This is a genomic window from Phocaeicola sp., from assembly GCF_048170425.1.
Classification (GTDB): Bacteria; Bacteroidota; Bacteroidia; order Bacteroidales; family Bacteroidaceae; genus Phocaeicola.
The window spans coordinates 1-13,090 of the sequence record NZ_DBEXBB010000203.1 but is presented as its reverse complement, the minus strand read 5'-3'; the positions used below and the strand labels follow the sequence as shown (position 1 = coordinate 13,090).

At 43.3% G+C, this 13,090-nt stretch carries 8 protein-coding genes and 1 tRNA gene; 5 read left to right on the top strand and 4 right to left on the bottom strand.

Going from position 1 to position 13,090, the window contains the following annotated elements; all coding sequences use genetic code 11:
* Positions 1-173: 173 nt before the first annotated feature.
* Both pflA and pflB read right to left on the bottom strand, forming a co-directional pair.
* On the bottom strand, positions 174-902 hold the full coding sequence (gene pflA / locus ACMJ0U_RS08080; RefSeq protein ID WP_417129458.1) for a pyruvate formate-lyase-activating protein: 729 nt from the start codon (positions 900-902) through the stop codon (positions 174-176).
* A 90-nt stretch (positions 903-992) separates the two neighbouring features.
* A complete protein-coding gene (pflB, locus tag ACMJ0U_RS08075; RefSeq protein WP_417129456.1) occupies positions 993-3,215 on the bottom strand; it encodes a formate C-acetyltransferase in 2,223 nt (740 codons plus the stop codon).
* Positions 3,216-3,471: 256 nt separating this feature from the next.
* On the opposite strand from pflB, the gene ACMJ0U_RS08070 reads away from it, so the two are divergent.
* From ACMJ0U_RS08070 to ACMJ0U_RS08055, 4 genes are all read left to right on the top strand, one after another.
* Positions 3,472-3,558: transfer RNA gene (locus ACMJ0U_RS08070), tRNA-Ser, on the top strand.
* Between the two features lie 282 nt (positions 3,559-3,840).
* A complete protein-coding gene (locus ACMJ0U_RS08065; RefSeq protein WP_417129461.1) occupies positions 3,841-5,130 on the top strand; it encodes an alpha-L-fucosidase in 1,290 nt (429 codons plus the stop codon).
* 53 nt (positions 5,131-5,183) lie between these two features.
* On the top strand, positions 5,184-7,193 hold the full coding sequence (locus tag ACMJ0U_RS08060; RefSeq protein WP_417129459.1) for a sugar-binding protein: 2,010 nt from the start codon (positions 5,184-5,186) through the stop codon (positions 7,191-7,193).
* Positions 7,194-7,205: 12 nt separating this feature from the next.
* Positions 7,206-8,444, top strand: coding sequence for a PNGase F N-terminal domain-containing protein (locus ACMJ0U_RS08055; protein WP_417129455.1), 1,239 nt, complete (start codon positions 7,206-7,208; stop codon positions 8,442-8,444).
* Between the two features lie 76 nt (positions 8,445-8,520).
* Here ACMJ0U_RS08055 and ACMJ0U_RS08050 read toward each other — a convergent pair whose 3' ends face one another.
* Both ACMJ0U_RS08050 and ACMJ0U_RS08045 read right to left on the bottom strand, forming a co-directional pair.
* The gene (locus ACMJ0U_RS08050; RefSeq protein ID WP_417129454.1) at positions 8,521-10,023 is read right to left on the bottom strand and encodes a S41 family peptidase; all 1,503 of its coding nucleotides are present in this window, start codon (positions 10,021-10,023) and stop codon (positions 8,521-8,523) included.
* 159 nt (positions 10,024-10,182) lie between these two features.
* Positions 10,183-11,511 carry an OmpP1/FadL family transporter gene (locus tag ACMJ0U_RS08045; protein WP_417129453.1) on the bottom strand — a complete coding sequence of 443 codons (1,329 nt, stop codon included), beginning with the start codon at positions 11,509-11,511 and terminating at the stop codon, positions 10,183-10,185.
* Positions 11,512-11,721: 210 nt separating this feature from the next.
* Between ACMJ0U_RS08045 and ACMJ0U_RS08040 the strand changes: the two genes are divergently transcribed.
* Positions 11,722-13,044 (top strand): MATE family efflux transporter, encoded by a 1,323-nt coding sequence (locus ACMJ0U_RS08040; RefSeq protein ID WP_417129452.1) that lies wholly within the window; start codon positions 11,722-11,724, stop codon positions 13,042-13,044.
* Positions 13,045-13,090: the final 46 nt, after the last annotated feature.

The window sequence follows — 13,090 nt, the reverse complement described above, 5'->3', positions numbered from 1 at the left end:
GGGATGATGATTTTTTTCAAAAAAAAGTTTTTTATTGAGTGGTTAGAGCATCTTTCAGTACTTTCTAAGAAGTATCGTAGTACTTCCACGGGAGTACTCCAGTACTTGCCTGAAAGTACTCCAGTACTTCTTAGGGAGTACTGAGATTGAATAATACATTGTAAACTAACTGGTCAGTTTACATAAACAGTCTTGAAGTATTTTTCAAACAACTCTTTCGCTTCGTCTAATTGCGCTTGCGTGTTGAGTTGTACATCCTTCAGCTGGTAGTCCATTTTCATGGCTTCATATTTATGTACACCCAGAGTGTGATAGGGGAGTATCTCAACCCGTTCAATCATGCGATAGTCTTTGAAATGCTCACCGAGTGCTTCTATGTCTTCTTTGAAATAGCTGTACTTCTGCACCAGTACATAACGCAGCCAGAATGGTTTCTGGTTTTCTTCAAGCCAGGCAGCAGTTTTCAGGGTTTGTGCATTACTTCTGGAAGTGAGCGCTTTATGACGTTCGTCATTGAACTCTTTTACATCGAGCAGAACGAGGTCTGCCAGCGAAAGCAGTTCTTTTACATCTTCGTTCCAGATTCCTCCATTTGTATCTACACAGATATGAATGCCTGCTTCTTTCAGCATGCGGAATAAGGGAATCAAGGCTTTTGCCTGAAAGGTCGGTTCTCCTCCACTGAAAGTAATACCTCCTTTCTTCCCGAAAAAAGGCTTCTGGCTCACAGCCATCTTGAGAATCTCTTCGGGAGCAGTTTCTTTACTTTCACCTTTGGCATCAATGGTATCGGGATTGGCACAATAAAGGCATCGGAAATTACAACCTTGCAGGAAAACAACGAGACGTATTCCCGGACCGTCGTATGTGCCTAATGATTCGTATGAATGTACTCTAATCATGATAGGATAAAAAATAATAGACACAAACTACCGGACTGAAAATCCGGGTAGTTTGTGTCCAGTTAAAATTATATACTCTTTGTGCAAGAATTACATGCGTTCGTGGAAGCTGCGTGAAATTACTTCCAACTGATGTTCACGGCTCAGTTTGATGAAGTTCACTGCATAACCAGATACACGAATTGTCAGCTGAGGATATTTTTCCGGATGCTCCATGGCATCTTCCAGCATTTCCCGGTTCAATACGTTTACGTTCAGGTGGTGCGCACCTTTCACGAAGTAACCGTCCATCATCGTTACCAGGTTCTCGATACGGTTTTCCATATCTACTCCCAAAGATTTCGGTACGATAGAGAAAGTGTTACTGATACCGTCTTGTGAGTCGCGGTAGCGCAATTTAGCTACAGAACTCAGAGAAGCAATGGCACCGTTCTTGTCGCGTCCGTGCATCGGGTTGGCTCCAGGAGCGAATGCTACACCTTTGGCACGGCCATCGGGAGTGGCACCTGTTTTCTTACCATACATTACATTTGAAGTAATGGTCAGGATAGACAAGGTCGGTTTGGCATTCTTGTAAACCGGCAATTTCTTCAGCTCTTCGTCGAAGTAGTAAATCAAGTCTACTGCCAGGTGGTCTACACGGTCATCGTCATTTCCGAAGCAAGGGAATTCGCCTTCGATGTCGAATCCTTCCGTCAGTCCGATGTCGTTACGACGAGCTGTTACCTTTGCATACTTGATGGCAGACAATGAGTCAACAGCGATAGACATACCTGCCACACCGTAAGCCAGGTTGATAACCGGGTCAGTATCTACGAAAGCCATCTGAGCTTTTTCGTAATAATACTTGTCGTGCATGTAGTGGATGATGTTCATGGCTTCGTTGTATACGCGTGCCATTTCTTTCAACACTTTCTTATAGTTGGCAAGCACTTCTTCAAAGTTCAATACATCACCGCTCAATGCCGGAATATCCTTCACCATCAGTGTACCAGTGTTTTCACAGCGTCCGCCGTTGATAGCCAGCAGCAATGCCTTAGCCAGGTTACAGCGTGCACCGAAGAACTGGATGTGACGGCCGATGTCCTGATAAGATACACAGCAAGCGATACCGTAGTCGTCAGAGTTACGTACTTCACGCATCAGGTCGTCGTTTTCGTACTGGATAGAAGATGTATCGATAGAAACCTGTGCACAGAAGTTCTTGAAACCTTCCGGCAGTTCCGGGCTCCACAGAACGGTCAAGTTCGGTTCTGGTGAAGGACCGAGGTTGTACAATGTCTGCAAGAAACGGAATGAAGTCTTGGTTACTTTTGTACGTCCGTCGTTGAAGCGTCCGCCAATAGACTCAGTCACCCATGTCGGGTCGCCTGCAAAGATGTCGGTATAAGCCTGCATACGCAAGTGGCGTACCATACGCAGTTTGATAACAAACTGGTCAATCAACTCCTGTGCGTGTGCTTCGTCGAGCAGGCCATGAGCCATATCATATTCAATATAGATATCCAGGAAAGACGATACGTTACCCAATGACATGGCAGCACCATCCTGTTCTTTTACGGCAGCCAGGTAAGCCATGTATACCCACTGAACAGCTTCTTGTGCATTGTGAGCCGGACGTCCCAGTTCAAGACCGTATTGTTCTCCCATGACCTTGATTTCTTTCAGCGCCTTAATCTGTTCAGCCACTTCTTCACGAAGACGGATACGGGCGTCGGTCATCGGACCAGTCAGGTGACGCAAATCATTTTGTTTAGCTTCAATCAGTCTGTCCAGACCATACAGTGCCAGACGGCGGTAGTCACCGATGATTCGTCCGCGTGCATAGTTGTCAGGAAGTCCGGTCAAGAAACCAAGTGAGCGGAAAGAACGGATTTCTTCTGTGTATGCATCGAAGACCCCGTCGTTATGAGTTTTGCGATAATGAGTGAAAATATCTTTAACCTTCGGGTCAACTTCTACTCCGTTTTCACGGCAAGCTTTTTCTACTACCTTGATACCTCCAAAAGGTTTGATTGCGCGGCGCAATACTTCGTCAGTCTGCAAGCCGACAATAACTTCGTTTTCCTTATCAATATATCCCGGTGCGAAAGAAGTGATGGTTGATACTGTGGACGGATCGAGTGAGCGTACACCATTGTTTGCACGTTCTTCAGCTAGCGCTTCCAAACATTTGTTCCAAACAGCTTTTGTACGTTCAGTAGGACCGACCAGGAATGAAGCGTCGCCCTCGTAAGGCGTAATGTTTGTCTTTACGAAATCGGTGACGTTGATTTCATGGTTCCAACGACCTTCTTTAAAATTCATTGCCATAAATTTGAAATATTAAAAAGTTATGTAAATGTGGTTTTCTAAACCGAGTGCAAAGGTAGTGAAAAACCTTGTTTTGTACAATACCTAGTTTGTGGTATATTATTATTTTGCATTAATTACAAAGTGGTATGAGATTTAGAATAAGGCTGGAAGTAAAATGTGTTTGTGAAAAAATCTCGGCAAAAGTTTGCACAACTCAAAAACTCGCTCTATCTTTGCACCGCATTTGAGAGAAAATGCGTTTCCAAAGAAGACTGGAAGTTTGGGTGAGTGGCTGAAACCAGCAGTTTGCTAAACTGCCGTACGGGTAACCGTACCGGGGGTTCGAATCCCCCAGCTTCCGCTTTTGTTATAGAACTCCGCTAATTGGCGGAGTTTTTTTGTGTCCTTTTGTGGGCTAATTATAATGGAAATGTTTGAAAATTTGCTATATTTGCCATATATAGAATATTTCTATGATTTGGATAGATGCTTTGTTTAACCTTATGTTTAAGCTGTTTTTTGAATAACATATGTCCCTTGTGCTTTATCGATTGAATTGTATTAATCTTTTATTTTTATCAATATGCTAAACAAGCAAATTATAGCTTTATGTACGGCTCTTTGTTGTGCGGTTGTGTCTGTCATGAGTCAGACACCGGAAAAATCACAGCAGGATGCTAAGAAAGAAAAAAGGATGGAATGGTTCTCAAATGCCAAGTTGGGTATTTTTATTCATTGGGGTATTTATTCGGTGAAGGGGGTTTCTGAAAGCTGGTCTTTCTTCAATAAATACCTTCCATATGAGGAATACATGAGCCAGAAAGATGGCTTTACTGCCTCAAACTATGATCCTAAGGCTTGGGTAGACTTGATTAAAGAAAGTGGAGCCCGTTATACTGTGATTACGACCAAGCATCATGACGGAATGGCTTTATGGGATACAAAAGCAGGCGAGTTGAGTACTGTCAAATGTACGCCAGCTAAAAGGGATTTAATCAGTCCTTTTGTAAAAGAAGTTCGCAAGCAGGGATTGAAGTTGGGATTCTATTATTCCTTGCTGGACTGGTCGCATCCTGATTATCCGAACATGACACGTACGGAAGTGCGTTATACGAATGATTCCGTACGCTGGCAACGTTTCGTGAATTTTAATATGGCGCAATTAGCGGAGTTGAATAAGACTTGGAAGCCTGACTTGTATTGGTTTGATGGCGACTGGGAACAGACTGCGGAGGCTTGGAACTCTAAAGGAATCGTGGATTTGTTGCGCTCGGACAATAAGAATGTAATTATCAACTCGCGTATTCAGGGATATGGGGATTATGCTACGCCGGAGCAGGGTGTTCCTATTGTACGTCCGGAAGATAAATATTGGGAGTTGTGTATGACGATGAATGATTCGTGGGGTTATCAGCATACGGATACCAATTATAAGTCACCTTATATCTTATTGCGGACTTTTGTGGATTGCCTGAGTATGGGCGGAAATCTGTTGCTGGACATCGGCCCGAAAGAAGACGGTACGATTCCGGAAGAGCAAATTGCTATCTTGAAAGAGTTCGGACGCTGGACGAAAAAGCATAAGGAGGCGATTTATGATACGCGTGCCGGTATTCCGACAGAACATTTCCAGGGATATACAACGCTGAATAAAGGGGGAGATATTTTATATCTCTATTTACCTTATAAACCTAATGGTCCAGTGGAAGTGAAAGGCCTGATGAATAAAGTCAACCGGGTATGGGTGGTAGGCAATGGCTCCATGTTGTCTTATAAGGTATATAATAAGAACTACTGGAGTGAAGTGCCTGGTAATCTTTATATTGATGTACCCGACCATGTACTTGATTCACAAATTACTGTCGTTGCTGTATTATTGGACGGACCAATTAAACTGTATCGGGGGGCAGGACAAGTTATAGAGAGTAACTAATTAGGGAACAGATTATGAAAAAACAATTGATAGGTAGTTTATTTGCATTTGCAATGGCAGGACAGCTCTGGGGGCAGGGGTTATATGAAAAGTATGAACGTATGCTGACGCTTCCCGAAGGCTATGTATGCTATCGTGTGGATGAAAAAATTAAAATAGATGGCAAACTGAATGAGGAGGCCTGGCAAAAAGCGCAGCCGACTTCTTCTTTTGTGGATATAAGCGGGGAAGGATTTGCCAAGCCTTGCTATGATACTTCTGCCAAAATGTTATGGGATGACAATTATCTCTATGTAGGGGCTGTTTTGCAGGAGGATGATATCAAGGCGAAACTCAGTCAGCGGGATACGATTATCTATTATGACAACGACTTTGAGGTTTTTCTGGATCCGGATGGGGACGGACAGAATTACTTTGAAATAGAAACCAATGCGAAAGGAGTTATTTTTGACTTGATGCTAGACAAACCTTACCGTTCGGGAGGTAATTTTATGATTCAATGGGATTGTCCGGGACTTCAGCTGGCCATTCATCGTGAAGGAACTTTGAACAAGTCGAAAGATAAGGACAAACAGTGGAGTGTGGAGATGGCCATTCCTCATAAGGCGTTGACGGTGAACTTCTCCAATCCGGCGCAGGCTGGAAACTGCTGGCGTATCAACTTCTCACGTGTGCAGTGGTTGAAGCCTGGACAACGTGAAGAGAATTGGGTATGGATGCCTACCGGACGCATCGATATGCACATGCCCGACAGATGGGGATTCTTGTATCTTTCGGATAAGGTGGTAGGAACGAGTACTGATTCCTTCAAGTATCCTTACAATATGGCTGCCTACAAGTTGCTTTGGGCCATGTTTTATGCACAATTGGATAATTATGCCAAAGAGAAAAACTACATTCGTTCCAAAGAGAATTTCTTCTTGACTGAGGCGGAATTGAAGGACTTACCTGCTGGTGCTGAAATCTTGGTAGAGGCTACTCAGCGTACATTCTGTATGTCGGTGAGCGTGCCTGAAGAAAAAGTGCGTTATGTGGTAGACCATAACGGTCGGTTTACTCGTGAAGCCCTTGCTCCCCGCCAGGTGAAGAACTGGGTATGGATGCGCATTAATAAGGAAAAGGGAGATGCGTATTATAAGAAATATTTTGCCCTGATGAAAGAATGTGGCATCAGTGGAGTCATGTTTGAAGGGTATGATGAGGCTACTTACCGGATGTGTAAGGAAGCTGGTCTGGAGGCGCATTATTGGAAGTGGACCATGAACCGCAGAGAAGTGCGTGAAACGCATCCCGACTGGTTTGCCGTAAACCGCAAAGGGGAGTCGTGCTATGATAAGCCTGCTTATGTGGATTATTACCGCTTCTTGTGTCCGAGTCATGAGGGGGTGGCTGAATACCTGGCTGCTGATTACCTGAAAGAGGCGAATCTGCCTTATGTGGATGGAGTGCATCTGGATTATGTGCGCTTCCCGGATGTAGTGTTACCGGTGATCTTATGGAAGAATTACGGAATTGAGCAGACTTCTGAATTGCCGGAATATGACTATTGTTATTGTGAGGTATGCCGGAAGATGTTCAAGGAGCAGACCGGAAAAGACCCGCTGGAGTTGAAGTATCCAATGGAAGACCAGTCATGGATAAATTTCCGTCTGGATGCCATTACGCGTGTGGTCAATAAGATTACGCAGACCATCAAGGCAGATGGCAAACGTATCTCTGCAGCGGTATTCCCGGGACCTTCCATGGCTCGCAAGATGGTGCGTCAGGATTGGGGACAGTGGTCGCTCGATGCATACTTCCCGATGATTTACAATGGTTTTTATTATGAAGGACCGGAGTGGATTGGACGTTCGGTGAAGGAAAGTGTACAGACGATTAATGGCCGGGCAAAAATTTATGCCGGATTGATGTTCCCTGATATTAAGAATGCCTTTGAGCAGGCATTGGATGAGGCTTTCAACAATGGAGCTTCAGGGATTTCTTTCTTTGACGGGCCGGACGAAGAGTATCTGCATAAGTTTAAGGCTTATTTGGATAAAAGAGGTTTTGAAGTCGCAAAATAATAAATTGAGTATATGAAGATAGTTAGTATGTTTGTTTCCTTGTTCGTGGCGTTGAACGTATGTGCGGCAGGACATAAGGAACTTCCTGCAAAAGGAGATTTGAACTTAACGGTGTTTGATAAAGAGATTATTCATTTTGTACCGGATACGTATGCGGGTTATTCTGCAGCCGGTGCAGATGGAGTCATTCATCTGGTGAATGGCCGTATTATCTTGAAGAAGATTCAGGTTCCCGATTACCAGCGGGATGTGACGGTCAGCTTGAAGGTGACGGTAGCTTCCAATGGAGACCGTTGGGATAAGTCTGGTTCTTGTTTTGTGCTTCCCAAAAATTCGGCTGTGAATCTGTTGAGTATCGCACAGGGAAAGAAAAAATTTCCGGAAATTGACAGCTTGAAACTGGAAAATATGATTGGAATTGTGCCGGGAAAGGACTATTTACCTACCATAGAGCTGATGCGTTTCATGACACCTTTTGGTGTAGGACATTTCAGTGCGGAAGATGACTCTTTATCCAGCAAACGCCGTCCTGTTTATATTCCTAAATGGGAGAAATGTGTGCAGTGGGAACAGGATATTACAGATTTATATTCGGCACTTAAAGGGGAAGTGTATGTCGGTATCTTTATTGACACATGGACAAAAGAAGGGTATGTGGCCAGCATGGAGTTGAAAATCAAGGAAACTCCGGTGGCATGTGAAAGGCTTGTCCGTCGTCATGTAGAACCGCTGATGAATACGGTATATTATATCGGTCAGTCTTATCCGGACATTTTTGCCCGTAAATCTGTGTCTACTGATTTTGTGCTTCCGCAAAACGTGAAAAATGTTCGTTTGAAATACATTGTAACGGGTCATGGAGGTCATTCCGGTGGTGACGAGTTTGTGCAGAAGCGCAATATCCTTTCTGTGGATGGAAAAGAGGTCTATAGCTTTGTTCCTTGGAGAGATGATTGTGCTTCTTTCCGTCGCTTTAATCCTGCCACTGGTGTGTGGCTTATCAAACGTCTGGCGGCTTATATCAGTGAAGAGGGATATAAGACAAAGGAAGTAGAGGAGCCATTGGCTTCTTCTGATTTGTCCCGTTCCAACTGGTGTCCCGGATCGGATGTATTGCCGGAGGTGGTTGAATTTCCGGATTTACAAGCCGGAAAGCATACTTTGACTGTCAGCATACCCGAAGCTCAGCCTGTAAATAAAGATGAATTGAACCATTGGCTGGTGTCTGCTTATCTGGTATGGGATGAGTGAAAATGCGTCATAGATAGCCCATAAAAAAGTTTGCCAAATTCTTTTGCGGAATCTGGCGAACTTTTTTATTGAGTAATTATTTGGAATGTGAAGAAACGAAAGAAGGGGTTAATTGAATACGTTTTCCAAAGAGTGGCGTTTTTACGACCGGTAGTGTCTGGAAGTGTGGTGAAACCGCGCTACGGCTGCGTGTATTTGCTGTGCGGTATGGGTATCCCGCCTCTGTGAGTGCTTGTTTCAAAAGAGGCTCATTGACATCTCCTAATTGATAGGCCTGTATCGGGTCATCTTTAACAATGATGTCAGGAATAAGTCCATCGGGCATGCAGGGAGTTTTTCCATCGGCATTCTGGTAAATGCTGACCATTACGTAGATTCCCCAGTTCTTCAGCTCTTGCGGGCATTTCTCGTACATATCTTCTGCGCTGAGCATCCATCCGGTGCAGTACTTGCCGTGTGTCTGCGTGCCGATGAGTCGAACGTTTGTATAAGGCATTAATCCGCCAAGCAGTGCTTCTGATGCCGACGCTGATCCGGAACCGATTAATCCGTAGATTTTTTTCAATCCGATATTGGCATCTTTAGTGCTTGCATGGACTTCCACCTCCGGGTAGTTAAATTCTGTCGTGAAGCGAGTCTCCAGACTTTCTCCCTGTTTCTGGTAGATTTCGCTCAAATAGTTGTTGTAGATTTCTTTTTCGAATACTTTCTTACTGCTGACAGCTTCTTGTGGGGCAAATATGGAGGCTAACACATTTTCAGTGATAACATAACCTCCTCCGTTGTACCGGAGGTCTAAAACCAGTTCTTCAATACCTTCTGCTTTAAACTTTTTCCCGATTTCAATCAGTGGATTGATGGATTTCAGGTCAAATCCGGTATAGGCCAGATAGCCCACTTTTTTCCCGTTGAATTCATATACAGAGTCGCAGATGATGGGATTCTCGTACATGTTGACGGCTGTCAGCTCTATTGACTTGTTCTGGCTGGCAATGATATCTTCTTGCAGTTCTCCGAGGGAAACCTTTAAGGTAGGTTTGTAGTATAAATCCGCATAGTTATCGGGGGTGATTTTTTCATTATTTATAGAAAGGATAATATCTCCTCGTTTTAATCCCGCTTTCGCAGCAGGAGTTCCTTCATGGACAAAGTTTACTACTGCTGCATACTGATTCGTTTTTTGTTCTACCAGGTAAAAAGTCAGGTTCCAGCCAAATGTAGTAGAAACACCTTCTACACTGCTGTTGAAAGAAGCCATGTCGTCGGTGAGCATGGACCATTTGTCGATGTATTTCTCTCCTTGGTGGTATCTTATCCGGTCGACGGTGCCGATAGGATCGTTATTGGTTTCGATGTTCCAGTTGTTCAAGTCATTACTGATTTCCTTGTTCCAGTAGTAGTAGGTGCTCATAGCTTCTTTGCCAAACATGTTGGCATAGTACAATTCTGTGGGGTTTTTTGATGTAGGGGGTTGATTACCTTCCTCCCTTGTCATGTTCGGACTTTCCTTCGAGCATCCAGTCAGTACGGCTCCTCCCAACAAGGCGGGGAGCAATAGCCACGATAGTTTTTTGTTCATAGTTTAATTTTTGAGAATTATTACGAGGTGTTAATAGACAAAAGTAACAAAAACTATCTGTTTTCTTTACTAAAAAGAATGAGAAAGTAGAAAAATTTTTAAGAAAACTTTCTGGCTTCCCATCCATACAAAAAATGAGAAGCCAGAAAAGGTGTTTAATTAGAATTTATAGTTCAGACTTAATCCAAATACTTTGTTTGTACGGTTGTAAATATCGGTGCCTTTCAGGCCTGTACCGTTGTAATTACTTGTTTCTTTGGTATATTTGTTGTAATGTGTCCAGAAGTAGGCTACGTCAATGCTCCATGCTTGTGTAAGGTTGACTCTGGCTCCAAAGCCTAATGAATAAGAGTCGCACGAGAAGCTGGTATCTGTCTGGAAGTCGTCACTTAACCCATAGTTCGTTTTTTGGAATCCACCACTGATTGTCAGTCGCTTTGTAATATCCCATTCCATACCGGCAAGGTATTCGTGAGTACCGTGTTTTAGAGTTTTCTGTCGGTCGTTCAGCATACCTGCATGTTTGTCATCGTAGAAGTGATATTCTACAGAAGCGCGAAGATTTGGCAGAATTTCGTATCCGGCAGCTACGCTCAGATAAGCAGGAATATCGCTAGGAGTTTGTTCTCCGTCTGCATAAGGCTTTATGACTGCTTCGGGAGTACCTGTAGGAACTTCCAGTGTGTGAGTCTGGTTCTCAATATTCAAGTTTGTCTTGAATTCATATTTGGCAGCTAGGTTCCAGCGTCCCAGTTTCACATCTACGCCAATGATAGGAGTCAGCCCCCATCCGCTCTGGTCACAGTTCAATTCAAGGTTTGCTAATTGAGTTCCGCCTAAATTTTCTTTCATGTAGGCTTTTAGGTAACCTTCATATCCACTTTTTACGTAATTCATTCGTCCTCCGGCAAAAACACTCAGCCAGTCATTGATTTTGTAGCTTAGTCCTAATTGTACTCCATAAATGTATTGTTTTCCGTCCATGGAAGTGTTGATGTCGTACATTTGAGGGGTTACATTTCCGCCAGTTTGTTGGTGAATCATCCCCATGGCCAGTGCATCAAACATCGGAAGTCCGTTGCTGAATGAAGCTTTTCCTCCGCCACCCGTAATGGCAAAACTGGCTGAGATTACCCAATTATCTTTTTTATATAATCCTTGAAAACTTGGAATAAGGGGGGCAGAGGCTGTTCCTTTATACAGTCGGCTGCTATTGTTTCCGTCGGCTTGCTGGAAAAACGGAAAAGTAGCATCAATTTCACGGGTCTGGTAAGCACTTTGTCCAGTCAGTGACAGATAAAATCCTTCGTGCGAAAGGAAAGAAAGTCCTGCGGGGTTACTATACACACCGTCCACGTCGATAGAAGCCCCTCGTGCCACCATTCGGAGGAAAGCAGCATTTTGATTTGTATTGGTCAGATAATCTCCCGCGAAAGTCGGGAGGGAAATGCACAGTGTCGCTGCACTGATAAAAAGAATTTTTTTCATTCGTTTGTGGGTTGTTTATTAAAAATCGAGTGCAAAAATAGTGTGAAATTGAACACAATCCAACGAAATGAATGAAATTTATTTTATTTGAAATTGTTTTATATGAAACTAAATAGCGGGGGATTGTATTAGCTTTATGTGTAATTCTGGTTTTAAAAATGTATCTTTGCAAAAGTATGCAATTTCCAATCATTTGTATTGTTTTGATGTATGTACACCAATAAGGAAATCTGGCGTGTTACTTATCCTATTTTTCTGGGCTTGTTGGCACAGAATGTAATTAATGTGACTGATACGGCTTTTTTGGGCCGTGTGGGTGAAGTTGCTTTGGGAGCAGCAGCTATGGGTGGGTTGCTTTACATTTGTGTTTACACCATTGCCTTTGGTTTTAGTATCGGTTCGCAGATTCTGATAGCCCGCCGTAATGGGGAAGGGAACTATCGGGCAGTAGGACCTGTTATGTGGCAGGGAACGGCTTTTAGTTTGGGTATGGCGGTTTGTTTGCTGATACTGATGTATTTTTCTGCTGCTCCACTAATTCGGTTACTGATTACTTCTGATTCTATTTACGAGGCTACCTACGAATTTTTCACTTGGCGTATTTGGGGATTTCTTTTTGCTTTTGTGAATGTGATGTTTCGTGGGTTTTATATCGGTATTACGCGTACCAGAGTGCTGACCCTGAATGCGGTTGTCATGGCTTTAGTGAATGTGCTCCTTGATTATGCTTTGGTATTTGGGGAATTAGGTCTACCGGAAATGGGAATACGTGGTGCGGCTTTAGCTTCTGTTGTAGCCGAAGCTTCTTCATTGCTGTTCTTTTTGTTTTATACCTATTATAAAATAGATTTGAAAAAATATGGCTTGAATCGTTTGGGGCAGTTCGATTTAAGTATGGTGTTGCGCATCCTTCGTATATCTTGTTTTACGATGGTACAGTATTTTTTGGCCATGGCTATCTGGTTTGTATTTTTTATGGCTCTTGAACGACTTGGTCAGCGACAACTGGCTGTAGCCAATATTGTGCGGAGTGTATATGTGGTGCTGTTGATACCTGTGCAGGCGCTTTCCACTACAGCCAATACACTGGTGAGTAATTTGATTGGTGCCAGTGGCTCATCGGGGGTGATTACGTTGCTACATAAGATTTCTCGGATGTCCTTTTTGATTATGCTGGTGTGTGTAGGTCTGTGTGTGGCGTTTCCGGAAGGTATCTTGTCAATCTATACAAATGAAGAAGCCTTATTGGTAGAATCTGTATCAGCTTTGTACGTGGTATGTGGGGCTATGCTGATAGCTTCGTTGGCCAATGTCTATTTTAATGGCATATCAGGAACAGGTAATACACAGGCTGCATTGGTATTGGAGGTGTTTGTACAAGTATTTTATGCGCTTTATATTGTCGTAGTCGGTATGGTTATCCAGGCTTCGGTGGACGTATGCTTCACTACGGAAGTGATTTATTATGTATTGATGCTGGGTTCGAGTCTCATTTATCTGAAAAAAGCAAAATGGCAGAATAAAAAGATTTGAGCATACTGATTTTTTTGTAATTTTGCACGCTGGAAATTTTTGATAA

What these genes read in the sequence shown, in the direction of transcription:
- ACMJ0U_RS08045 (WP_417129453.1), bottom strand. Translation starts at nt 11,511, where the DNA reads ATGAAAAAAATTCTTTTTATCAGTGCAGCGACACTGTGCATTTCCCTC.
- ACMJ0U_RS08050 (WP_417129454.1), bottom strand. Translation starts at nt 10,023, where the DNA reads ATGAACAAAAAACTATCGTGGCTATTGCTCCCCGCCTTGTTGGGAGGA.
- pflA (WP_417129458.1), bottom strand. Translation starts at nt 902, where the DNA reads ATGATTAGAGTACATTCATACGAATCATTAGGCACATACGACGGTCCG.
- ACMJ0U_RS08060 (WP_417129459.1), top strand. Translation starts at nt 5,184, where the DNA reads ATGGCAGGACAGCTCTGGGGGCAGGGGTTATATGAAAAGTATGAACGT.
- ACMJ0U_RS08065 (WP_417129461.1), top strand. Translation starts at nt 3,841, where the DNA reads ATGAGTCAGACACCGGAAAAATCACAGCAGGATGCTAAGAAAGAAAAA.
- pflB (WP_417129456.1), bottom strand. Translation starts at nt 3,215, where the DNA reads ATGGCAATGAATTTTAAAGAAGGTCGTTGGAACCATGAAATCAACGTC.
- ACMJ0U_RS08055 (WP_417129455.1), top strand. Translation starts at nt 7,206, where the DNA reads ATGAAGATAGTTAGTATGTTTGTTTCCTTGTTCGTGGCGTTGAACGTA.
- ACMJ0U_RS08040 (WP_417129452.1), top strand. Translation starts at nt 11,722, where the DNA reads ATGTACACCAATAAGGAAATCTGGCGTGTTACTTATCCTATTTTTCTG.